The sequence below is a fragment of the Vibrio sp. 1249-1 genome, assembly GCF_033340495.1.
Window position 1 is genome coordinate 1 of the sequence record NZ_JAWOWJ010000011.1, and the last position, 22,844, is coordinate 22,844.

At 44.6% G+C, this 22,844-nt stretch carries 20 protein-coding genes; 7 read left to right on the forward strand and 13 right to left on the reverse strand.

Annotation, left to right across the window (positions count from 1 at the left end):
• Positions 1–396 precede the first annotated feature (396 nt).
• Positions 397–1,269: a Tim44 domain-containing protein gene (locus R7Z50_RS17770; protein ID WP_005384268.1), complete on the reverse strand. Its 873-nt coding sequence runs from the start codon at positions 1,267–1,269 to the stop codon at positions 397–399.
• Between the two features lie 392 nt (positions 1,270–1,661).
• Between R7Z50_RS17770 and R7Z50_RS17775 the strand changes: the two genes are divergently transcribed.
• From R7Z50_RS17775 to R7Z50_RS17785, 3 genes are all read left to right on the forward strand, one after another.
• On the forward strand, positions 1,662–2,252 hold the full coding sequence (locus R7Z50_RS17775) for a TetR/AcrR family transcriptional regulator (protein WP_005382308.1): 591 nt from the start codon (positions 1,662–1,664) through the stop codon (positions 2,250–2,252).
• A gap of 13 nt (positions 2,253–2,265) precedes the next feature.
• Positions 2,266–4,140 carry an MFS transporter gene (locus R7Z50_RS17780; protein WP_005384269.1) on the forward strand — a complete coding sequence of 625 codons (1,875 nt, stop codon included), beginning with the start codon at positions 2,266–2,268 and terminating at the stop codon, positions 4,138–4,140.
• A gap of 114 nt (positions 4,141–4,254) precedes the next feature.
• Positions 4,255–5,184, forward strand: a complete 930-nt coding sequence (locus R7Z50_RS17785; protein WP_005384270.1) for a YeiH family protein — start codon at positions 4,255–4,257, stop codon at positions 5,182–5,184.
• Here the strand turns inward: R7Z50_RS17785 and R7Z50_RS17790 are convergent.
• The 7 genes from R7Z50_RS17790 to R7Z50_RS17820 all read right to left on the reverse strand — a co-directional run bounded on the left by R7Z50_RS17790 (position 5,181) and on the right by R7Z50_RS17820 (position 12,692).
• A complete protein-coding gene (locus R7Z50_RS17790) occupies positions 5,181–5,369 on the reverse strand; it encodes a hypothetical protein (protein WP_017634658.1) in 189 nt (62 codons plus the stop codon). The genes R7Z50_RS17785 and R7Z50_RS17790 overlap by 4 nt on opposite strands.
• A 100-nt stretch (positions 5,370–5,469) precedes the next feature.
• Positions 5,470–6,897: an o-succinylbenzoate--CoA ligase gene (gene menE, locus R7Z50_RS17795; protein WP_206949645.1), complete on the reverse strand. Its 1,428-nt coding sequence runs from the start codon at positions 6,895–6,897 to the stop codon at positions 5,470–5,472.
• Positions 6,882–7,871 (reverse strand): o-succinylbenzoate synthase, encoded by a 990-nt coding sequence (menC, locus tag R7Z50_RS17800; protein ID WP_318149185.1) that lies wholly within the window; start codon positions 7,869–7,871, stop codon positions 6,882–6,884. The genes menE and menC overlap by 16 nt, the downstream gene beginning before the upstream one ends.
• A gap of 125 nt (positions 7,872–7,996) precedes the next feature.
• Positions 7,997–8,863 carry a 1,4-dihydroxy-2-naphthoyl-CoA synthase gene (gene menB, locus R7Z50_RS17805; protein WP_137281811.1) on the reverse strand — a complete coding sequence of 289 codons (867 nt, stop codon included), beginning with the start codon at positions 8,861–8,863 and terminating at the stop codon, positions 7,997–7,999.
• Positions 8,856–9,683: a 2-succinyl-6-hydroxy-2,4-cyclohexadiene-1-carboxylate synthase gene (menH, locus tag R7Z50_RS17810; protein ID WP_169628629.1), complete on the reverse strand. Its 828-nt coding sequence runs from the start codon at positions 9,681–9,683 to the stop codon at positions 8,856–8,858. Before menH ends, menB begins: the two co-directional genes overlap by 8 nt.
• The gene (gene menD, locus R7Z50_RS17815) at positions 9,670–11,388 is read right to left on the reverse strand and encodes a 2-succinyl-5-enolpyruvyl-6-hydroxy-3-cyclohexene-1-carboxylic-acid synthase (protein ID WP_318149186.1); all 1,719 of its coding nucleotides are present in this window, start codon (positions 11,386–11,388) and stop codon (positions 9,670–9,672) included. Before menD ends, menH begins: the two co-directional genes overlap by 14 nt.
• Positions 11,385–12,692, reverse strand: a complete 1,308-nt coding sequence (locus R7Z50_RS17820; RefSeq protein ID WP_318149187.1) for an isochorismate synthase — start codon at positions 12,690–12,692, stop codon at positions 11,385–11,387. Before R7Z50_RS17820 ends, menD begins: the two co-directional genes overlap by 4 nt.
• Positions 12,693–12,909: 217 nt before the next feature.
• Here R7Z50_RS17820 and R7Z50_RS17825 point away from each other — a divergent pair, with 217 nt between their 5' ends.
• From R7Z50_RS17825 to R7Z50_RS17835, 3 genes are all read left to right on the forward strand, one after another.
• On the forward strand, positions 12,910–14,124 hold the full coding sequence (locus R7Z50_RS17825) for a pyridoxal phosphate-dependent aminotransferase (RefSeq protein WP_053303263.1): 1,215 nt from the start codon (positions 12,910–12,912) through the stop codon (positions 14,122–14,124).
• A 90-nt stretch (positions 14,125–14,214) separates the two neighbouring features.
• Positions 14,215–14,799 (forward strand): 5'-deoxynucleotidase, encoded by a 585-nt coding sequence (yfbR, locus tag R7Z50_RS17830; protein ID WP_017634778.1) that lies wholly within the window; start codon positions 14,215–14,217, stop codon positions 14,797–14,799.
• A 15-nt stretch (positions 14,800–14,814) separates the two neighbouring features.
• Positions 14,815–16,137, forward strand: coding sequence for an anti-phage deoxyguanosine triphosphatase (locus tag R7Z50_RS17835; RefSeq protein ID WP_115385831.1), 1,323 nt, complete (start codon positions 14,815–14,817; stop codon positions 16,135–16,137).
• A 6-nt stretch (positions 16,138–16,143) separates the two neighbouring features.
• On the opposite strand, the gene R7Z50_RS17840 is transcribed toward R7Z50_RS17835, so the two are convergent.
• Positions 16,144–16,758 (reverse strand): tRNA-uridine aminocarboxypropyltransferase, encoded by a 615-nt coding sequence (locus R7Z50_RS17840; protein WP_171344886.1) that lies wholly within the window; start codon positions 16,756–16,758, stop codon positions 16,144–16,146.
• Positions 16,759–16,761: 3 nt separating this feature from the next.
• On the opposite strand from R7Z50_RS17840, the gene rrtA reads away from it, so the two are divergent.
• The gene (gene rrtA, locus R7Z50_RS17845; RefSeq protein WP_005382331.1) at positions 16,762–17,313 is read left to right on the forward strand and encodes a rhombosortase; all 552 of its coding nucleotides are present in this window, start codon (positions 16,762–16,764) and stop codon (positions 17,311–17,313) included.
• 98 nt (positions 17,314–17,411) lie between these two features.
• Here the strand turns inward: rrtA and R7Z50_RS17850 are convergent, their stop codons facing one another.
• From R7Z50_RS17850 to lon, 4 genes are all read right to left on the reverse strand, one after another.
• Positions 17,412–17,696 carry a ComEA family DNA-binding protein gene (locus tag R7Z50_RS17850; RefSeq protein ID WP_031777211.1) on the reverse strand — a complete coding sequence of 95 codons (285 nt, stop codon included), beginning with the start codon at positions 17,694–17,696 and terminating at the stop codon, positions 17,412–17,414.
• A gap of 255 nt (positions 17,697–17,951) precedes the next feature.
• Complete coding sequence (ppiD, locus tag R7Z50_RS17855) at positions 17,952–19,811, reverse strand: peptidylprolyl isomerase (RefSeq protein ID WP_005382334.1); 1,860 nt, start codon at positions 19,809–19,811, stop codon at positions 17,952–17,954.
• Between the two features lie 201 nt (positions 19,812–20,012).
• Positions 20,013–20,285 carry an HU family DNA-binding protein gene (locus R7Z50_RS17860; protein ID WP_005382341.1) on the reverse strand — a complete coding sequence of 91 codons (273 nt, stop codon included), beginning with the start codon at positions 20,283–20,285 and terminating at the stop codon, positions 20,013–20,015.
• A 191-nt stretch (positions 20,286–20,476) separates the two neighbouring features.
• A complete protein-coding gene (lon, locus tag R7Z50_RS17865) occupies positions 20,477–22,828 on the reverse strand; it encodes an endopeptidase La (protein WP_005382343.1) in 2,352 nt (783 codons plus the stop codon).
• Positions 22,829–22,844: the final 16 nt, after the last annotated feature.

Here is a 22,844-nt window from a genome sequence, read left to right on the forward strand (position 1 = left end):
CTACAATCAAAAATTGCAACGCAGTTATCGAGTATTTTAACAAGCTAGAATGACCAGTTATTTACTACGATTGGTATAACCTATACTCAATCTCACTAAAGCAACCAACCCCATGTGAAACTCCACAAACAAAAGGCTGAGGAGCAGATCTTTACCCTACAAACAATGTACTAGCTATTTTGATTTTGTTAGTTCGTATGGCCTTAATATGAATGTTCAATATAAATAGGAAAACACTTGAGGACTTACTAGAAAAAGTGGGCTCGCAAAATTACCAAACGGACTCAATTAGTGATGTTTGCATAAAAACACGTACAAGAAATATAAATGATAGATACAAAAAATCCCGCAGGGGATGCGGGATTTTTACTAGTGACTAAATTGGTTTAAAGGTGACTAGCCTTGAATACCAACGATTAACCATGGCGCATTAGGCGCAGTCAAGTCACGCTCTAGGTGCCAGATATCTTCGATTTCTTCTTCAACACCTTCTACTGTGTCACGGTAACGACCGCTAAACTGCAGACTAAGCTGTGCTTTATTTGCATCGTAATCAGCACGGACGATCTCCGCATCAACGTACATTACGTCAGTATGCTGCTCACCGTCGAGCTTCGCGCGCTCTGCTTTTAGGTCTTCAAACAAGCTTGGAGAAACATATTCTTCAATAGTTTCTAGCTGGTTGTGATTCCACGCACCTTGCAGGATTCGATAGTGTTCACGAGAACCATTAATGAACGCTGCTTGGTCAAAACCCGGTGGGTAGTTATGTGGTACGTCTGTTTGAGCGCCAAAACCACCAAAGCCACCATTATTTGTGTTTGGTTGTTGCTCAAAGTTTTGCATGTTTGGTTGCTCAAACTTAGATGCGTTGCCACCAAATGCAGGCTGTTGACGATGCTGGTTCATACTGCCCTGCTTCGCACCTAGCATACCGCGCATTAGTTTAAAGATGACAAAGGCAATCAAACCAATAATTAGGATATCCATAAACTGGATACCTTCAAAAGCACCGCCAAAGAATGCAGCAAGTAGACCACCAGCAAGAAGTCCGCCTAGCAGACCCCCCATAAGGCCTTTCTTACTTGAAGACTTTGTCGTCTGATCTTTGCCGACCGTATTGGTGTTTTGTTGCTGTTGTTTCGGTGCTGGTGCAGTTTTGTAGCTCTTACCGAAAGACTTACTGCCACCAAACTTCTTCGCTTCCGCGATAGGCGTTACAGCAACAGTAAACATCAATAAAGCAACAATAGAAAATAAACGTTTCATCGTTATCCTTAAAGTTAGCTATCTAAGATAGTGCCCCATTTTCAAGACGAAACAATCGTTGTTTCAAACAGTAGCACGCCAAAGATGATTTTTAAGTCATCATACTCTGTATACCGATTGATGAAAATAGCTTATAGAAGCTGACATGTATCAGAATATTGCCAAAAATGCAGACTGCTCACACTGCTTGCAATTCAGCTGAAGGCGCTTGATCAATGTAAAAAAAGTATGGAATAAGTTCACTAATACTCCAGATTGTTTTACTTGAATTAGAATCAGTGACACAGCTCAGAATCCTACACCTTGAGGGCACTTGGACACATTGCCTTGTTGACGGTTAATAGGTAGCTGACTATCATATTGAACGATGTTCAATAAAGTAGTTTGAGAGTATGGCGCGCAGAAACGATCACACCCGAGAAGAGTTAGTGAATTTGACGTTAACAACGGTCAAAAACTTTTTAGATGAGAATTCTTACCACGAACTCAGTCTTCGTAAAATAGCTAACATGATTGGTTACGTGCCAAGCACATTGGTAAATGTTTTTGGTAATTATAATTTGTTGTTGCTTCATGTTGTCGCTCAAACTTTAGATGAGTTATCTCAAGAAGCACGCAAAGCGACTAATGACAGCAAAGACTCCCATCAAGCGCTTTTTGAACTCGCTTATTGCTACCACGATTTTGCTCAAAAACACCCATACCGTTGGCAGTTAGTGTTCGAACACAACATGAATGGAGCAGAACTTCCGGAATGGCATGCCAAACGTATCGATGGTATGACGGGAATGCTAGAGTCACTATTGGCTCAAATCGCACCACATCGTACTGAATCCGAAGTGATTCAAGCGAGTCGAGTCCTTTGGTCTGGCGTACATGGCATTACTTTACTCAGTGTTGATGATAAGTTTTTCTCTAGTGAACCGATTGATGGCAAAGAATTGATCAGTAATCTTCTTTCTAACTACCTCACGAACTGGTAACAAAGGATTATCCATGTCATCCGACAGACAGCCGTCCTTACTTACGCAGAGAAAGTTCCTGCCCTATTTCATTACTCAGTTTTTTGGCGCTTTCAACGACAATATTTTTAAAAACGTTTTGCTGTTGTTTGTCGCATTCGCTGGCTCCAGTGCACTACCTATTTCGAGCAATTTGTTCATCAACCTTGCGGCAGGCTTGTTCATTCTACCGTTCTTTCTGTTCTCTGCTTCCGCTGGCGTATTAGCCGACAAATATGAAAAGTCATGGTTTATTCGTAAGGTCAAACTATTTGAAATAGCCATCATGCTGTTAGGTGCCATCGGATTCATAACCGAAAGTTATGGTGTGCTTTTATTGCTACTGTTTTTAATGGGCACACAGTCAGCATTTTTTGGCCCAGTTAAATATGCCCTTTTGCCTCAAAAGTTAAATGCTAAAGAGTTAGTGCCCGGCAACGCTCTTGTTGAAGCTGGTACCTTTATCGCCATCCTTATTGGCACCTTAGGCGCTGGGATTATAGCCTCTGCAGACAACGCAAAATACCTCGCCGCATTTTGTGTCGTGATCTTCGCATTGTTAGGCTACTTGTCGAGCCGCTCAATCCCCTTTGCTGCAGCCAGCGCGCCCAATCTCTCTTTTCGTTGGCAACCATACAAGCAAACCAAACACACGCTCTCTATCGCCAAATCCGATCGAGTTGTTTTTCAATGCATAATGGCAATAAGCTGGTTTTGGTTTTTAGGCGCCGCATATCTAACACAATTCCCGAATTTCACTAAGATTTACCTAAATGGCACCGAGAGTGCGGTGTCTTTCTTGCTCGCTCTATTTTCCATTGGTATCGCGCTAGGGTCGCTACTTTGCAATTGGATCTCAAACCATCGTATCGAAGTCGGTATTGTGCCAATTGGTGCCTTTGGCATTACGGTATTTGGGTACCTAATGGCCACTTCCATTCCCAATGATCTACCTACTTTCCATAACTTTGTAGACTTCTTTAGATATGAGCCTTTTTGGCCATTATTTTTCTACCTATTGATGATTGGCGCTTCGGGCGGTTTGTTTATCGTGCCTCTTTACGCATTAATGCAGCATCGAGCAAAGGAAACCGAACGTGCTCAAGTCATCGCAGGGCTCAACATTTTTAACTCTCTGTTTATGGTCGGCAGCGCTGTCTTAGGTATTGTGTGCCTAAGTGTAATCAAGATGACAATTCCTCAGCTGTTTGCATTGTTAGCCATTTTAAATTTCTTAGTCGCCGCTTACATCTTTTTGCAAATTCCTATTTTTGTAGTTCGCTTTGTCATGTGGATGCTTACGCACACCATCTATCGAGTTAAGCATAAGAATCTACACAACCTACCCGAGCATGGTGGGGCATTGATTGTATGTAATCATGTAAGCTACATGGATGCATTGCTACTTAGTGCCGTATGCCCAAGGTTGATTCGTTTTGTGATGGAGGAAGATTACGCCAACCTACCTCCATTAAGGCGCTTTTTACGTCGAACTGGGGTAATTCCAATTTCAGCGAGTAACAGAAGCTCTATCAGACGTGCATTTAACGATGTGGAAGCTGCGCTAAGCGAAGGTCATATCGTCTGTATTTTCCCTGAAGGAAGATTAACTTCAGATGGTGAAATGAATGAATTCATGCGCGGTATTGATATAATCCTACGTCGTAGTCCAGTACCTGTCATACCTGTTGCACTTAAAGGCTTATGGGGAAGCTATTTCAGCCGCGCAAAAGGTCGCGCATGCTGTGGCTTACCGACTCGATTTTGGTCAAAGCTAGAAATAGAGGCAGGACAACCGGTGCCACCAAACGAGGCAACGGCAAAAACAATGTTCGATAAAGTGCATCAACTTAGAGGCGACTGGCGATAAATACACTTGAACACATGTTTAGGATAACTGAACATGTGTTCAAATCATTAAGACAAACTGACCACACCCAGTGCGATATACTCTCCCTTTCATTCACAACAGCGAATAAAAACCTTGAATAGAAACTACCTCCTGTTTGGATTGGCGTTACTTTTTTGTCTAACCCCTCTTGCCTCCTCTCCCATTGCTCTAGTTATCGGTTTTCTACTCGCAAGTTTTGGTTTTGTGCCTTCCGAGCTGCCCATCGCTTCTTTTACTAAAAAGCTGCTGTCTTACTCGATTATTGGCTTAGGCTTTGGCATCAACTTTGAGCAAGCACTTGCAGTCACATCGGATGGTATCGGCCTGATCATCGCCACTATTACAGGCACACTGATCATGGGCACTCTCATTGCCAGGGTAATTAAATTGGAGCGAGTAACCGCTTACTTAATCTCATCAGGTACTGCAATTTGTGGTGGTAGCGCAATTGCTGCTGTGGCACCGGCGATTAAAGCGAAAGACGAGCAGATTGGATTAGCACTGGCAACAGTGTTTGTCCTGAACTCCATTGCACTCTTTGTGTTTCCTGTGATTGGACATGCTTTAGGGCTAGATCAACACACGTTTGGCACATGGGCTGCGATTGCCATTCATGACACATCTTCTGTTGTCGGGGCTGCCTCGGCCTATGGGGAAGAAGCACTAACGACGGCAACAACATTGAAACTCGCGCGCGCTTTATGGATCATTCCTGTTGCTTTGATCAGTGCCGTCATCTTTTCAAGAGGCCAAAAAGAGAATGGAAAGAAAAAACTAGCTATCCCTTATTTCATTTTTTGGTACTGTGCAGCTATCGCGTTTAGCGACTTCTTTCCTCAATTTGAAATGGTCTATCACGGCATTTTCATTGGAGCAAAGCAAGCGTTGGTTGTATGTCTGTTCTTGATAGGTTGCAGCATTTCAATTTCAAAACTAAAGTCAGCTGGAGCTAAGCCGCTGTTGTTTGGTGTGACTCTGTGGGTGCTAATTTCTACCACTTCTCTAAGTTGGTTACTGTTTTAGATATTGGTGGTCTGCTTATCGCGTTGAGGGGACGGTATTTCCCGTTTGCTATTTTTGTATATAACGACCAACGCAATAGCGATCAAAAATGCCGTTAGCTCTGCAAGAGAGCGGGCTAGCCCTTCACTACTTATCGCGATACCAATTTGTAGTGCTACTGCCGCAATTAAAACTAGCTTTGCCATCCTGAACCTTATGCATTTTCTCTCCACTAAGAAGCATAATTATGATTCAGAGTTATAAGGATACGAAATTCTCTTTATGACTAATACATAGCAAAATTGACTAATGCTGAAGTGATGACAACAGCCACTCTTTCACGGCCTTACGTGAAATTTTGATCCCACCTTCTAGTAGAGTTTCTGGCATTACATGGTATTCCACTGGCCATTTAAACTTCTCTAACTTTGATTGCAAGTGCTGGTCATACTCCGACTTGCTGCGCAATCCATTGGTCTGAATCACAGCTACTGGTCTATGACCAAACTCCGCGTCTTCGACTGGAACCACTATACTCTGCACTACACCATCAATTTGGTTCAAAGCGGCTTCAATCTCTTCACAATGGATATTCTCACCACCAGAGATAAACTGATTGTCGGCACGGCCGATTATCTTTAATTCATCACCTTGCCACTCGCCAAGATCTTTGCTGTCAAACCAGCCTTTCTCATCCAGAAATGGGGTAACATGTCCTTGATGGAAATACCCTGCCGCTAATGTCTTACCGCCAACAAAAATGCGTTGGTCAACTAATTTTATCTTACGGTGCTTCAATACATGTCCAGCATTACTGGTGCTGTCAATTCTCTTTGCGGTAACGGTAGAGGCCGCCTCCGTCATCCCATAACCTAACCACGTCTCAATGCCTTGCCCTGATGCTCGTAGTGCCAACTCATGATCAACGTGACTGCCGCCCAGTAGCACATGTGTCAATGACAAATGTGCATCATCATCCAATAACCGTTTGAGCTGAGTCGCAACCAAAGAAGCGTGTGATACGCCCTGAATATCATCAACAAGTTTCCCTGAACCGACTTTTAGTGTTGCTCCGACATATAGCCAACGATAGACAATCGCTAATCCAGAGACGTGATACAGCGGAAGCGATAACAGCCAAGCATCTTGCTGAGTGAAAATGAACTCCTGCAACAAGCCCTCTGCAGACGCAAGATGCTGTCGATGTGTATGAACCACAGCTTTAGGCTCCCCTGTAGAGCCAGAAGTAAATACTACTGAAGCTAGCCGATCATGATGATAGCTATCTTCAGTCAACGAATCACTCTCTTTCTGTGATACTACAGGCGGTGAAAGCAATGTTGCCTTGAGTTTTTGTATATCATGTTCAGAAAAGGTCGAAGCGCACTCCAGAGAAAACCAGATAAACCGAGTTTGATCAGGCCTGTAAAGTGTAGCAAGCTTACCCTGCAACTTATCTAGTGGTTGTTCCATGGTCAGCGCAGCGAGCGCGCCTAACTGTTTGGAGGCAAGATAAAACAACAGTGTTTCTACTTGGTTCTTGCCAACCAAAGTCAGCACATCCCCCCGAGTTACACCCAAGTCATTCAAATAGTGAGTGTATTGGTCAATACGCTTCGAGAGTTGTTGCCAGTTTAATACTTCTGTTGATGTCTTGAGTGCAATAGAAAAAGGGCTCGTTTGAGCCCAATATTTCCATGGTGCCTTCGCAATATTGTCTACGCAGAATGCCACACAATCTCCTGGTCTTTTAGAGGAAGAACGGGAAGTTCACACTTAGGCCAGCCCTGCTCTAGCTGAGCTTTGAATAAGCCAATCGTATCCAAACCTGGAACTTCATCAGGCAGCTGCCATTGGGCAAAGCGCGCTAATTGAGTTAAACCGAGACTGGATTCAATGCTCGAGCTAATCACTGCTTTCATCCCCAGTGACTTCGCTTTCTCTATCAGTGTAATACAAAAATCCACTGAACCAATGAGTGTGGGTTTGATGATGATCGTTTTCACACCAGTTAGATCTTCAAGACGGAAATCTTCACGACGAACCGCATCTTGCAATGTTTCATCCCAAGCGATAGCAATACCAGTATTAATCGCAAAAGAGAGACTATCGCCAGGAGAGCGGCACGGCTCTTCTAGAAACGTGATTCGTTGACGCAGAGACGGAGCAATGTACTTAGCGAACTGCTGCGCTTTTTCTGGTGTCCAAGCGCGATTGGCATCGAGTCGAAGCGTTAATTGAGGGATTGATTCAAGAAAAAGGTTCACAAGCATGCCATCGCGAATTGGCTCATAAAGTCCAACTTTCACCTTAGCGACTTTCTCACCTTCCATTTCGTTCAGCTTTGGAATGAGCTCATCTGGGTCGCCAGTGCATAGTGGCGCTGTTTGGTATTTACCTTGTTGTGGTAAGCCACCAGCTAATTCAAGCTGTGCCATCGATAAACCAAACGCAACCGACGGGTACATCTTGGCATAATCCACATCCAACTCTGCTACCCAACGCTCCGCCTGTTCTTGTAGCTGAACACCCGCATCTTCGGTGCTCTTTAAGCTAAAACCAGGAAGAGGAGCGACTTCTCCAAGCCCTGTTTTACCATCTTCGGAAAGCGCAACAACATAACCAACACGTTCGGTTAGCTTGTTGTCACGTAGGATGACACCACTATCCATGGGCAAGCTATAACGATAAATTTTCGCTTCACGCATAATTCAAGTCCTATGTAATGCCGTATATTTGAGCGTTCTGACGAGCAATCCCACCAGCCTCCCAGAGGGCGAGGCGCTCAGGAAAAAAGGAACAGAGGAGCTAACACGCTCCTCATTTAGACGGATTATGGGTTGCGAGGGAATTTATCGAAGTCTGGGCGACGCTTCTCGTTAAAGGCATTACGACCTTCTTGGCCTTCATCAGTCATGTAGAACATCATCGTTGCGTTACCCGCTAGCTCTTGCAGACCCGCTTGACCATCACAATCTGCGTTTAATGCAGCTTTCAGGCAGCGCAATGCCATTGGGCTGTGCTGTAGTACTTCACGACACCAACGAACGGTTTCTTTCTCTAGATCCGCTAGTGGTACAACTGTGTTTACTAGGCCCATGTCTACCGCTTCTTGAGCATTGTAGAAACGACATAGGAACCAAATTTCGCGAGCTTTCTTTTGGCCTACGATGCGAGCCATGTAAGATGCACCCCAACCGCCATCAAATGAACCCACTTTAGGGCCTGTTTGACCAAATTGAGCGTTGTCAGCTGCAATCGTTAGGTCACACATCATGTGCAGAACATGACCACCGCCCACAGCCCAACCCGCTACCGATGCGATCACTGGTTTTGGACAAGTACGAATATCACGTTGGAAGTCCAATACGTTTAGGTGGTGCGTACCTTGGTCGTCTTTGTAGCCGCCGTAGTCGCCACGGATCTTCTGGTCACCGCCAGAACAGAATGCGTCTTCACCTAGACCTGTCAGAATGATCACGCCAACACCAGAGTCGTAACGCGCATCTGCCAACGCATCAATCATCTCTTTTACCGTTTGAGGACGAAACGCGTTACGCACTTGAGGACGCGCAATGGTGATTTTCGCGATACCATCTTCAGACTTATGGTAATGAATGTCCTCGTATCTCTCGCCGCAATCTTTCCATTGAACCGGAGCGTAAAGTTCTTCTTCAGAAATGCCTACTGTTTTAGCCATGGTGATTCCCATTGTTCTCGTTACTCTCACCAAAGTGAGACTGAATTATTTGCTTGGTATGTATCGCAAACTGTTTGGGCTGCTCTTGATGGACGTTATGACCAGCGCTTTCAACTTGTCGATACGCCAACCCGCTACGTTGTGCCAGTTGGCTAAATTTTTGGTCTTTCTCACCACACAAGTAATACACTGGTATGTTCTGCTTTTGCAGTGAGGGCAACAAATATGCCTGTTTGGCTAACGATGTCGCCATCAACATATTCGCCACCGCTGAGCCAAGATTATCACTTCGCTTCGCAATGAATGTTTGTCTTTGCTCATGGTTTAGTGAAGAAAACACCGCTTGTTGGTACCAATCGTTCAAAACACGTTCAAGTGGTTCAGTTTTGAAACGCATTGCCCAGCGAGCATCATTCTCTAATCTCACCTGTTTCTCTGACTCAGTTTGAAGCCCGAAGTTTCCCCCTTCAACAATCGCGCCCGCAATATTGAGATCTGGAAAGCATTGATGGGCAATACCATGCATCGCAATGCGGCCGCCCATAGAGTAACCAATCAAAATAAGTGGTTGTTGTGAGGGAAATAATAAAGATAGTGTGGAACCAAGAAGTTTGCAGCAATCATTTAAATCGCAGCAAAAAATAGATTGGCTGCGTCCGTGACCAGGAAGGTCAACCGTAACACGCTCATATTCGGGTAATGCATTTAAACACGCGAGCCAATCGGCACCGCTACCGAGTAAGCCATGCAAAAACACCAAAGTGGGCAACGTTCTACTTTGGTGTTTTTCTAATACAGGGAAACGTTCAAAGTAAAGCATTCAGACTCTTATTAAATGCCTTGAGTGTCTCAGCAGCTTGGTTAGATGGGGTTTGAACCTCGACCAGCAACGTTCCTTGGCCGTGACATAAATGCTCTTTTACAGATGATTGGAATTGCTCCAGTGTAGAAACATGCAAATACGCCAAACCAAACTGCTTTGCCGCGTGTTCAAACTGATAACCATGAGGCATTTGATAATATGTCGTTCTGCGCTCTGGTGGTACTGGCAACATATCAAAAATCGCACCGCCGTCATTATTAGTAACAACAAGTATCGCCGGCAGTTTATTGTGAGAAAATAGCGCCAGAGAATTGAGATCATAAAGTGCTGCTGTGTCACCGATATACATTAGTAACGGATTACCTCTTGCCCGTTGCACGCCTGATGCCGCAGCAAACAAACCGTCAATCCCTGACGCGCCTCGATTAGTGAAAACCTCTACACCATCCAATTTTCCGTACATATCAACAAGCCGAACAAACAAGCTATTACCCAAGAAAACATCTACGTTCTTTGTGCGCTCGTTGATGTCTGCTGCCAACGCAATTTCGTCAATGGCAGACGCTGAATCAGATAGGAAGGCTTCTTCGATACGTTGATGAACTCGCTTAACGTCATTCGCTAACCTATCAGCCCACCCAGCAAATATTGACTTCTCAAAACTAATGCGAGAAACCCACGTTTTAGGAGGCTCAACCCAGTGCATTTGCGCCAGATGATTTTGGTTATTCCGGTCCATACAAGGTGAGACATACCAATACTGAACGTCTTTACTTTGTTGATTTTTCGATACTTGTTTATTAATCCATTGGTTCAAACGTTTGGAGATGATTCGGCTACCAAATTGGATAATAAGTTCACAAGATTCAAGCTCGTTTGCAAACTCGGGAAGTTGAAGCCATACATCGTAATACGCCCAATCCGAACTGAGGCCACTTTGCGGGTCTGCAAGTACTGGCCATCCCATCTTTTGTGCAAATGCCTGCGCCGACTTCGCTTGTTCAAGCGGTAAGCTGCCAATCACAACCAAGCCTTTTTTGTCCGAAAAAGGCGGGATGTTCGCCTGTGACAAATGGCTAAAACGCTGAGTATAAGTGCCGCTTCCTTTTCGCCATCCGGCGACCGAATCTAAGTAAGTTTGATAATCCGCTTTTGCGCCGTTGGAATACAAAGGCTCTGGAAATGCACAATTAATATGAACAGCACTACCCTGCAATTGCTGAGTAAACATCACTTCGTCAACAGAGGTCAGCAACCAGTTAAGCGACGTTGCTAAATTTGGGCTTGGTAAATTCAAAATGGCCGAAACATGATGTGAAAAAATACCCAATTGATTTATCGCTTGGTTTGCACCACAGCCGACAAGTTCTACTGGACGATCTGCTGTCAGCAGCACCAGTTTTTCACCAGTAAGTTTGGCTTCGGCAACCGACGGTAATAGGTTCGCCACTGCCGTACCAGAGGTAACGATAATTGCCACTGGCTCCTGAGTAGCTTTCGCTAAACCAAGAGCCATAAAGCCCAGTCCACGCTCATCAAAATGAGTATGAATGGAAAAGTCGGACTGTTCTGCCGCTTCTAAAGTTAAAGGAGTAGAACGAGATCCGGGAGCGATACAAACATGCTTAACGCCAAATCGCTGAAGCTCAATCAATATGGTTTCTGACCAAACTCGATTGAGCACCGCTTGGTCATGACTCATGATGCGACTCCCAATGGCGGATGATCAGAAATCAGCGTAAGTAACGTCGACATTTTCTTATCAAGTTCTGCCCACTCATGTTCTGCCACAGAACCAGGCACAATCCCTGCGCCCGCAAACAGTTGTACTTGATCACCGAGCACAAGCGCGCTTCTGATTGCGACACAAAACTCTGCTCGTTCATGGCTTATATAACCCATTGACCCCGCGTACCAGCCGCGTGCAAAGGGCTCATTATCAAGAATAAACTGCATGGACTCTTGTCGGGGTAAGCCAGCAACCGCCGCTGTTGGCTGAAGCGCCGATAACAACTGAACACCATTTATCCCCGCTCTTAGACTAGCGTGAATATTTCGCTTAAGGTGCTGCACTTTTCGTAGTCTGACCAAACTCGGTTCAGCTTCCACTTCAACCATTTCAGAATGCGGTAATAGACGATCAATGATGTCGTCCACCACATACTGGTTTTCGTTGAGGTTCTTTTGGTCTTGGGATAACCAATTCGCCAACTCCATATCTTGAGTGGCATTGTCTCCCCGACCAATCGTACCTGCTAACGCTTCGGTATGTAGCTCATGCCCTACGCGAGAATACAAACGTTCTGGCGTAGACCCCATAAAACTGTGCTTACTGTCTAAGCTCAGCATGAAATGGAAGCTATGATGGTTATTTAAGTAACTTGCTTTAAGTAGCTGTGCAGCACTTAATGTGTTATCAAGCTGCACGGTAGAGCGACGCGCTAAAACCACTTTCTTAAAATCATCATTCTCTATACCAGTCAGAACCTTATGAACTAACTCATTCCATTGAGGCTGACTTGGCGTGTGAACAATAGAGCGGATGTGAGACGAAATTGGAGCTAAGGCCGCGACCTCACAAACCAGTTTATTCAACCCAGCTAGAGTTCGCGCTTTGTCTTCTGAAATATTAACTGCGAGAGAGCACTGTTGGTCAAAACGAATTAACTCAATTTGAGGCAAAAAGAAAAAAGAAGGCATACAGCGACGATTCTTCTCATGCTGTCCATCAAAAGAGCGCCCGCCCCAGACTCTTTGCCCTTCACCTAGAATGGTATAAGCAGGACCTGGCTCAACAAAAGCGTGCAATTGCCCTAGTGCAACGACCTCTTCACGTGTATCGCGGGACTGCCAATAAAACTTAGGGAAAAGTGGTTGTGCATCAAGCCAATCAATAAATGAGAAATTAGGTTTCTCGCTAAGGGGCTCGACCAGACGTGTTTGATTGCCTTCCGATTGCTGAACTCGCTCGATAATTCTCTTTACGGCTTGATGGAACTGTGACAAATCAACCTCGTTGTATGTGAGGATAAATGGTAACTGACGGCTACTCTAAGTTTAGACCCAAAGCAAATCAAGGTCGTATGCGATCTTTTGCGAAATCCTGTGATAGCAAGCGAGCAAAACTTAACCAGCAGACAGATTATTTACAGATATATATTCTAATAAAAAACAAATTATTGTATTTTAATAAAGAAATTAACGAATTTTTAGGAATTAAACAATGCAAAATATCGGGATGTCGTCAAAACTCGACAATGTCTGCTACGACATTAGGGGTCCTGTACTCAAACATGCTAAGCGCATGGAGGAAGAAGGGCATAAAATCCTAAAGCTAAACATTGGTAACCCTGCCCCATTTGGTTTTGACGCCCCTGATGAGATTTTAGTCGACGTGATTCGTAATCTGCCGACTTCTCAAGGCTATTGTGATTCCAAAGGTATTTACTCTGCTCGTAAAGCTGTGGTCCAACACTATCAGCGTAAAGGTATACGCTCCCTAGATGTCGAAGATGTGTATGTAGGTAACGGCGTGTCTGAGTTGATCGTAATGGCCATGCAAGCGCTATTAAACAATGGCGACGAAATGCTGATCCCAGCACCAGACTATCCGTTATGGACAGCTTCAGTTGCACTATCTGGTGGTAAGCCGGTTCATTATCTATGTGATGAAGAGGCTGACTGGTACCCAGACCTTGAAGACATCAAAAAGAAAATCACACCAAAGACACGTGGCATTGTTCTGATCAACCCGAACAACCCGACAGGTGCGGTATACAGCCGTGACTTCCTACTTGAAGTGATTGAGATAGCACGCAAGCACAAACTGATCATTTTCGCAGATGAGATCTACGACAAAGTGTTGTACGACGGTGCAACACATACCTCAGTCGCCACACTCACTGAAGACGTGCTAGTCATGACATTCAATGGCCTTTCAAAAGCCTACCGTGTTTGTGGTTTCCGTGGTGGCTGGATGTTCCTAACGGGGCCTAAACATCTGGCTCAAGGGTACGTGAATGGCTTGGAGCTGCTTTCATCGATGCGTTTATGTGCAAACGTACCAATGCAACATGCCATTCAAACCGCGTTAGGTGGATACCAGAGTATCAATGAACTGATTTTACCTGGCGGACGCTTATTAGAGCAGCGCAACCGAGCGTATGAATTGATCAATCAGATTCCTGGTGTTTCTTGTGTCAAACCTAAGGGTGCGATGTACCTCTTCCCGAAAATCGACACTAAAATGTACAACATCAAGAACGATCAGCAGATGGTTTTAGATTTCTTAAAACAAGAGAAGGTCTTACTGGTGCAAGGTTCCGGTTTTAACTGGCCAAAACCAGACCACTTCCGCATCGTGACACTACCGCACGTTGAAGATCTAGAAATCGCTATTGGACGTTTTGAAAGATTCCTATCAACCTACAGCCAGTAATGAATCACTGGTAGTAATTAGTGCTGATCTCTCATATGCTTAGAGGAACTCCTAGTGAGTTCCTTTTTTACACCAGAAACGGAGAAAGCCATGAAAGAAAGCCATTTTTTCGCCCACCTGGCTCGAATGAAGCTGATCCAACGCTGGCCTTTAATGCGGTCCGTCTCACCAGAAAACGTTTCAGAGCATAGCTTACAAGTTGCTTTTGTCGCTCATGCCCTTGCCCTAATTAAAAACAAAAAGTTCGGCGGCAACCTTAATCCAGAACGCATCGCTATTCTTGCCATGTACCATGATTCCAGTGAAGTATTAACGGGTGATCTTCCAACTCCAGTGAAGTATTACAACCCTGAAATTGCCAAAGAATATAAGAAGATAGAATCGGCAGCGGAACAAAAATTACTCTCAATGTTACCGGAAGAGTTCCACGATGATTTTGCCCCCTATCTTCTTTCTCACTCTGCACACGAAGAGGACGCAAAAATCGTTAAGCAAGCCGATTCCATCTGTGCCTATTTAAAATGTCTTGAAGAACTAAGCGCCGGCAACCATGAGTTCGCTCTGGCAAAAAAACGCTTAGACGTCACTTTGCAAGAACGCAGAACGCCTGAAATGGATTACTTTCTCAATACCTTTGCCCCAAGTTTCGAATTATCGTTAGATGAAATCAGTTAGCTTACGGAGATAATCGTGTCGTTTGAATTACACCCGCAATGGCAAGAGCGCCATGATGATGAGCATAAAATCCGTCGAGACGACCATCGGAGCCCGTACCAACGAGACCGAGCGCGCATTCTTCACTCGGCTGCATTTCGACGCCTACAAGCAAAAACCCAAGTACACGGCAATAGCTTGGAAGACTTTCACCGCAGTCGGTTAACACACTCCTTAGAAGCGTCGCAACTAGGGACCGGTATCGTCGCCCAGTTAAAGAAAAAACAGCCAGAGTTCCGTGATCTATTACCATCAGACAGCTTAATTGATTCATTATGTTTGGCTCACGACATCGGGCATCCTCCATACGGTCATGGGGGAGAAGTCGCTCTAAACTACGTAATGCGCGAACATGGCGGCTTCGAGGGGAATGCCCAAACCTTTCGTATCGTCACTAAGTTAGAGCCTTATACTGAGCATTTCGGAATGAATTTATCACGCCGCACACTGCTTGGTTTGATTAAGTACCCTGCCCTCATTAGTCAAACACGCTCCGTCAAGTTGCCTCAACCAGCCGAGCATCAACGTAAACTAAAAGCAAAAGATTGGAGCCCAGCTAAAGGCATTTATGATTGTGATAAAGACTTATTTGATTGGGTAATTGCACCCCTTTCTGACAACGACAAGGCATTGCTTAGTCTGATGCGTTCAACGCCAGAATCGGAGTTTGAGCACAGTAAAACGCGTTTTAAATCACTCGATTGCTCAATCATGGAGCTAGCAGATGATATCGCCTACGGTGTTCATGATTTAGAAGATGCAATCGTACTTGGTATGGTGACACGTCAGCAATGGCAAGAAGGCGCAGCAAGTCAATTAGCGGACTGTGGCGACCCGTGGTTTGAAGCTCATATCGATTCCATCGGACAGATGCTATTTAGCGGTAAGCACCATGAGCGGAAAGATGCTATCGGTGGTATGGTTAACGCGCTACTGACCAGCATTTCAATCAAAACGGTGGATGAGCCGTTTAATAACCCGTTACTGTCTTGGAATGCGTGTTTAGAACCACAGATGGCACGTGCACTTGACGTACTCAAGCACTTTGTCAGCACCTTCGTTATCCAAGTCCCGCAGGTCCAGATCGTTGAATATAAGGGTCAGCAAATTATTATGGATATTTTTGAAGCGTTAACAGCAGACCCAGAGCGATTACTACCCGTTCATACAAAAGATCTGTGGTGTCAGGCGAAGAGCGAGAGCAATAAGATGAGGGTCATCGCCGATTATATTTCTGCAATGACCGATGGTCACGCGCAAAAGCTACACCGCCAACTTTTCTCTTCCATCGTTCTTTAGTAACACTCAACCTTTCAAGTAATTCTTTTCAAAAACGCCCGGAGGCATCTGGGCGATTTGGAATTCGATCATATTTTCAAAGGCATGCATAAGCGGTGTAAAGTCGCGCTCGGGTTCAAGCAAGCGAAGCGAATGATAACCAGCCTCGACTGTCGATAAGCTATTCTCAGAGGGCGCCTTACGAATGGTGTAGTGCCCTTGTAGTTGCTTAGGCAACTGCACGGTTGGGAGTGGATGTAAGTTGCTTGAGAGTTGCCACATTTTGTACGCTTTTTTCCACGTACCATCGAGCAAAATCAAACGTATTTTCTTAGATACACTATGACTCGCTTGAGTGATTTCAGAAATGCATCGTGACTCTTCTGATGGGTAAAGAACAAAATGTTGATATGACTCATCCGCTAATAAGTGATTTAAGGCATCATCACAAGAAAAGTCCTCTCCTATCAAACAAATACAGTTATCTAAACTCAAATTGAGAATCCGTGCCGTACCAAGCGGACGATGTTCTTCACTCGTGTGCTGAAGAATGATAAGTTCTACCTCGCTTGCCAGCGGTACAATCCATTGGCAAATACACGCTTTTTGCGATTTTCCACAACGAGAACAATAACGAGACATAGAGTGAACCTTTATACCTTGCTGAGTATTATCAGCGTGATCTGTTTGATACTTCAATTTGAACCAATGGCAAGCCTAACCGAGTGGCACAGCTACAATATACGCCATGGTGAATGGTGGCGAATCGTAACAGGAAATCTCACACATACCAACTTTGCGCACTTAGGAATGAACCTCGCCGGATTGTGGATCATTACTTTTATTTTTCGCCCAAGCACTCGTAACTTCCTTATCGTTTTTTCAATCTTATGTGCATGTGTTGGTGCGCTGAATTTGTTTACCAACATGTCGGTGTACGTGGGTTTATCCGGCGTATTACACGGATTGTTTGGATTTTGGGCGCTCAGAGAAGTCTTTGAAAGCAGAAGAAGCAGTGTGTTGTTAGTCGGAGGGCTAATCGCCAAAGTAGCATGGGAGCAGGTCTATGGCCCATCCAGCAGTACTGCTGAGCTTATCGGTGCAAACGTTGCTATTGATGCTCATATGTTTGGCGCACTCGGTGGGTTAGTAATGGCTTTACTGGAAAAAGGCCTTCGCCGTCGTTTATTCGGATAAAAAATCCCGAACCACGAAAGAGGGGCTGGTTCGGGAAAGCAGTAATAGGGAAACAGATATTGTTCTGAATTCAGACTCAATATCTGCAATACATCAAGCTACAGTAAAATGCGGTCTTCGTTTTTCTTAACTGTCGCTTCACCTATGCCTTTTACGCTCTTCAAATCTGCTGCCGTTTTAAAAGGGCCATGTTCCTCGCGGTAGTCCACTATACTCTGCGCTTTCTTCTCACCTATACCTTTCAACATGGTCGCAATTTCTTCAGCAGTGGCCGTGTTGATATTTACAGTAATTTCAATTCCTTCATATTTGTCAGTGGCTGAATCCGCAGCCATGCTAAAAGGTGCAAAAACAAATAAGCACAATGTCAAAATCCATTTCATATTGAACATACAATCTCCAAAATAGTAGGCTAAAAACAGTCGTCGAGAGCGAGTCACTATCAAGTTTGCAATGGAAAGCAATATGGTTATGCATTTAACAAACTGAGATGACCCGGAATTCACAACGGCCGCTATCACTTAAACGCGCACTAATTTAAGTAATGCCTATTGATGATTGAAGTTCATAAAGACAAAAATAAAACGGACCGCTTATGCGGTCCGTTTTATTCAACATACAAATTACACTAATTGTGCTTAGTTGCTCACAACAAAGTACTCAATGTCAGTATTTGCACGCAGTACGGCTAGTACAGATGATAAATCTTGCTGAGAAGATGCACGCTGCATTTGCATCGCAACTTGATCTTCTAACTCACTATCTAGCTCTGCATTTACAGCATCAAGCTCGATGATAATGATGTTACCTTCAAGATCTTTAGACTGACCGTATACTGGTTTACCATCGACTGGTTTTGCCATCGCGAATACCGTTGTTGCTAACGGAGAACGACGGTCTACTGTCTCTTGTTCACCAAAGGCAAGATTGTTTTCAGCAAGCACGTTCGTCTTACCTTCTTTCAATGCCGCAACGACTTGTGTTCCAAGTTCCATCGCTTCTTGCTCACCTTTAACACGAGATAGCTCTGCAACAACCTGATCTTTCACTTCTTCTAGTGGAAGAACTGTCTCGTCACGCGCATCTTCAACACGAACAACGATAATATGCTCAGGCGCAACTTCGATAGCTTCAGAGTTTAGGCCATCTTCTTTAACTTCAGGGCTTAGGATAGCTTGCATTACCGCAGGGCTACGAAGCACTTCAGGTGCATCAACCTGAGAAATAAAGTCCGTTGTCTTCACTTCTTGGTTAACCGCTTGAGAAGCATCATACAATGAGTCTGGGTATTCAAACGCTACGCGCTCAAGCTCATTTTGCAACTCGTAGAATTGATCGATCGCTTGTTGGTCGACCATCTCTTGTTTGATTTCAGCAGCGACTTCTTCAAATGGCTTCGCCACAGAATCTTTTAGCTCTTCAAGCTTGATAATGTGATAGCCAAAGTCCGACTTTACTAGACCCGACGTATCGCCAGGATTCTTCAGTGCGAATGCCGCTTCTTCAAAAGCAGGGTCCATCACATCACGCTCAATCCAACCTAGGTCACCACCGTTTTCAGCGCTGCCAAAATCGTCAGATTTCTCTTGAGCAAGCGTCGCAAAATCTGCACCCGCGTTTAGCTCATCTAGGATAGCTTGCGCTTTTGCTTCATCGTCCCCTTCTACAAGAATGTGAGCGACACGTCGTTGCTCTTCTGAAGAGTATTTGTTTAAGTGCTCGTCGTAGTACTTTTTCACCTCAGCATCAGAAACATTAACTTGTTCCTTTAGCGCTTCAGCTGACAGTTCGATGTAAGAGACTTTAACCTGCTCTGGGCGTGTAAAGTTGTCTGGGTTTGCTTTGTAGTACTCTTGAATTTCTTCGTCGGTCAATTCAATATTTTTCGCAAACTCCGCTAAGTCGATCTGAATCGTGCGAATATCACGAGTTTGAGTGAACAGCTTGCCTTCTGCTTGTACTTCACCCGGCAGAATAAATTCACTGTTTTGTAGCGCATTCAGCAGTTGCTCACGAACCAATTCACGACGCATGTACTCAGCAAAAGAGTCTGGCGAAAAGCCTGCACGACGCAAAGAAGCTTGATAGATCTCTTGATCAAACTGACCATTAGATTGGAACTGAGGCATGTCTAGAATCATGCTACGCACTTGAGTGTCGCTGATTCGCAGACCCAAAGCTTCAGCTTGTTGGTCAAGCAACACGTCATTGATCATTCGATCTAAAACGGATTTGCGGAAAGATTCAACATATGCAGGGTCAGCCAGCATTTGAGAGAAGTAGTCACCCAACTGAGCTTGCATACGGTTACGCTCATTTTGGTATGCCATCTCGAACTCACCACGAGGAATCTCAGTGTTACCGACTTTCGCTGCAGAGTTGTTGCTACCACCAACGATGTAGCTACCTACACCTGCAAATACGAAAGACAGGATGATAAGTCCAAGGATAATTTTGACCGCGATGCTATTCACGCCTTCGCGTAGTCGATCCATCATAATTTAACTGCTCTCCACAATTGAAGCCTACTGCTTCTATCTAATAGAAATAATGGCGCAATAATATCAGAAAAAGAAATGCGCATCAGTATGATGCGCATAATTTAAGAAAGTTCGGCTCGAAGTTTGTAAATTTTTGTTCGAAACTTATTGTTTGAGCAAAAGTTAAGCAAATGGCCGGTTACAGAAATAACGCCGTGATTAGTTACAAGCGTCTTTCAGTGCTTTACCAGCTTTGAAAGCTGGTACTTTTGCTTCTGCGATTTGGATTTCTTCACCAGTTTTTGGGTTACGACCAGTACGTGCAGCACGAGTACGAACGCTGAATGTACCAAAGCCAACTAGAGCGACTTGATCACCAGATTGAAGAGTTCCGCTTACTGCTTCGATGAATGCATCTAGAGCACGACCCGCTGACGCTTTAGAAATATCTGCATTTTCTGCGATTTGTTCTACTAACTGAGTTTTATTCACTGTAATTTCCCCTTTGTGTCATCTGTGATTATTTTTGTGATGACTTTCGTTCCATTGTTAAGAAAATATGCTCCACCCCTTATTCATCAAGGGCTGACAGCTATCGAAACTAACTTAGCGCCCAAAAAAAACGCTGACAAGCCTTTTTGGGCTTATCAGCGTAAACTTTTACTTATTTTTGCTACACATCACTATTTTTGAGACTCAAACTCAACGCCCGTCGGGTCTCGCTCTAGTGCGACTTTCAGTACTTCATCAATCCACTGTACAGGGATAACTTCCAGATCAGCGATAACATTATCAGGAATCTCTTCCAAATCACGCTCGTTATCTTTTGGAATTAGCACTGTCTTAATGCCACCACGGTGTGCCGCAAGTAACTTCTCTTTTAGGCCGCCGATAGGTAGAACCTCACCACGCAATGTGATTTCACCCGTCATCGCTACTTCTGCTTTCACAGGGTTGCCTGTTAGAGAAGAAACCAATGCTGTACACATTGCTGTACCCGCACTTGGGCCATCTTTTGGTGTCGCGCCTTCCGGGACGTGTACGTGAATATCTTTCTTCTCGTAGAAGTCAGTATTGATACCTAGCTTTTCTGCACGAGAGCGAACCACTGTCATTGCTGCTTGGATAGACTCTTGCATCACATCACCAAGAGAACCCGTTTGTGTCAGCTTACCTTTACCTGGCATTGATTGAGTTTCAATCGTTAATAGATCGCCACCCACTTCGGTCCAAGCTAGGCCAGTTACTTGACCAATTCGGTTACTTTCATCCGCTTTACCGTAATCGAAACGTTGAACACCTAAGTACTCTTTTAGGTTGTCCATCGTTACCGTTACTGACTTGATGTCCTTATCCAGCAAGATGTTCTTCACCGCTTTACGGCAGATCTTAGAAATCTCACGCTCTAAGTTACGGACACCCGCTTCACGCGTGTAGTAACGAATGATGCCAATAATCGCAGAATCTTCAATGACGATCTCATCCGCTTTCAAGCCATTACGCTTCACTTGTTTATCAACAAGGTGACGTTTTGCAATGTTCAGCTTCTCGTCTTCGGTGTAACCAGATAAACGAATAACTTCCATACGGTCTAACAATGGACCCGGGATGTTCATCGAGTTCGATGTCGCAACAAACATAACGTCAGAGAGATCGTAATCCACTTCTAGGTAGTGATCGTTGAACGAGTTATTCTGTTCAGGGTCAAGTACTTCTAGTAGAGCCGATGCCGGATCACCACGCATATCGGAAGACATTTTGTCGATTTCGTCCAATAAGAACAGCGGGTTCTTCACACCAACCTTCGACATCTTCTGGATCAATTTGCCTGGTAATGAGCCGATATAAGTACGACGATGACCACGAATTTCCGCTTCATCACGCACACCACCCAACGCCATACGAACATACTTACGGCCTGTAGCTGAAGCAATTGAACGACCAAGAGATGTTTTACCGACACCAGGAGGACCAACAAGACAAAGGATAGGACCTTTTAGCTTGTTGATACGGTTTTGAACCGCCAGGTATTCAAGGATACGTTCTTTGACGCGTTCTAGACCGTAGTGATCTTCATTAAGAACCTCTTCTGCTTTCGCTAAGTTTTTCTTAACTTTTGAGCGCTTAGCCCAAGGAACGCTGACCATCCAATCGATGTAGCTACGAACCACTGTTGCTTCAGCAGACATTGGAGACATCATCTTAAGCTTTTGCAGCTCTTGCTCTGTCTTTTCACGTGCCTCTTGAGGCATTTTTGATTCGTCAATCTTCTTCTGTAGCGTTTCGAACTCGTCTGGTGCGTCTTCCATCTCACCAAGTTCTTTCTGAATCGCTTTCATTTGCTCATTCAGATAGTACTCACGCTGAGATTTTTCCATTTGCTTTTTAACGCGACCACGAATTCGTTTTTCAACTTGCAGCAAGTCGATCTCTGATTCCATCTGGCCCATCAGGAATTCCAGACGCTCAGTGACATCAACAATTTCAAGCACTTGCTGCTTATCCACCAACTTTAACGGCATATGAGCCGCAATGGTATCCGCTAAGCGTGCAGCTTCGTCGATACCATTAAGTGACGTTAGCACTTCTGGTGGAATCTTCTTGTTTAGCTTAATGAACCCTTCAAACTGATTAATCGCGCTGCGCACAATCACTTCTTGCTCACGCTCATCCAATTCTGGCGTAACAACAAATTCAGCTTCCGCTAGGAAGAAGTCACTCTCTTTAAAGTGATTGATTTTTGCTCGCTGCTGGCCTTCGACCAATACTTTTACTGTGCCATCCGGAAGCTTCAAGAGCTGGAGAATGGTGGCTACCGTACCTACGTCAAATAGGTCGTCAACCGTAGGCTCGTCAGTATCCGCTTGCTTTTGTGCCACAAGAAGAACTTGTTTGTTGGTTTCCATCGCCGTTTCTAGACAGCTAATCGATTTCTCACGACCAACAAACAATGGAATAACCATGTGTGGGTAGACCACTACGTCACGTAGAGGTAGTACCGGGATCTCGATACGCTCGGAACGTTCCAAGTTCATATAATTCTCTCTTCCG

Excerpts from the sequence above, each read along its gene's own strand:
- R7Z50_RS17770 (WP_005384268.1), bottom strand. The coding sequence starts at position 1,269 with ATGAAACGTTTATTTTCTATTGTTGCTTTATTGATGTTTACTGTTGCT.
- R7Z50_RS17775 (WP_005382308.1), top strand. The coding sequence starts at position 1,662 with ATGGCGCGCAGAAACGATCACACCCGAGAAGAGTTAGTGAATTTGACG.
- R7Z50_RS17780 (WP_005384269.1), top strand. The coding sequence starts at position 2,266 with ATGTCATCCGACAGACAGCCGTCCTTACTTACGCAGAGAAAGTTCCTG.
- R7Z50_RS17790 (WP_017634658.1), bottom strand. The coding sequence starts at position 5,369 with ATGGCAAAGCTAGTTTTAATTGCGGCAGTAGCACTACAAATTGGTATC.
- menC (WP_318149185.1), bottom strand. The coding sequence starts at position 7,871 with ATGCGTGAAGCGAAAATTTATCGTTATAGCTTGCCCATGGATAGTGGT.
- menB (WP_137281811.1), bottom strand. The coding sequence starts at position 8,863 with ATGGCTAAAACAGTAGGCATTTCTGAAGAAGAACTTTACGCTCCGGTT.
- menH (WP_169628629.1), bottom strand. The coding sequence starts at position 9,683 with ATGCTTTACTTTGAACGTTTCCCTGTATTAGAAAAACACCAAAGTAGA.
- menD (WP_318149186.1), bottom strand. The coding sequence starts at position 11,388 with ATGAGTCATGACCAAGCGGTGCTCAATCGAGTTTGGTCAGAAACCATA.
- R7Z50_RS17825 (WP_053303263.1), top strand. The coding sequence starts at position 12,910 with ATGCAAAATATCGGGATGTCGTCAAAACTCGACAATGTCTGCTACGAC.
- yfbR (WP_017634778.1), top strand. The coding sequence starts at position 14,215 with ATGAAAGAAAGCCATTTTTTCGCCCACCTGGCTCGAATGAAGCTGATC.
- R7Z50_RS17840 (WP_171344886.1), bottom strand. The coding sequence starts at position 16,758 with ATGTCTCGTTATTGTTCTCGTTGTGGAAAATCGCAAAAAGCGTGTATT.
- R7Z50_RS17850 (WP_031777211.1), bottom strand. The coding sequence starts at position 17,696 with ATGAAATGGATTTTGACATTGTGCTTATTTGTTTTTGCACCTTTTAGC.
- ppiD (WP_005382334.1), bottom strand. The coding sequence starts at position 19,811 with ATGATGGATCGACTACGCGAAGGCGTGAATAGCATCGCGGTCAAAATT.
- lon (WP_005382343.1), bottom strand. The coding sequence starts at position 22,828 with ATGAACTTGGAACGTTCCGAGCGTATCGAGATCCCGGTACTACCTCTA.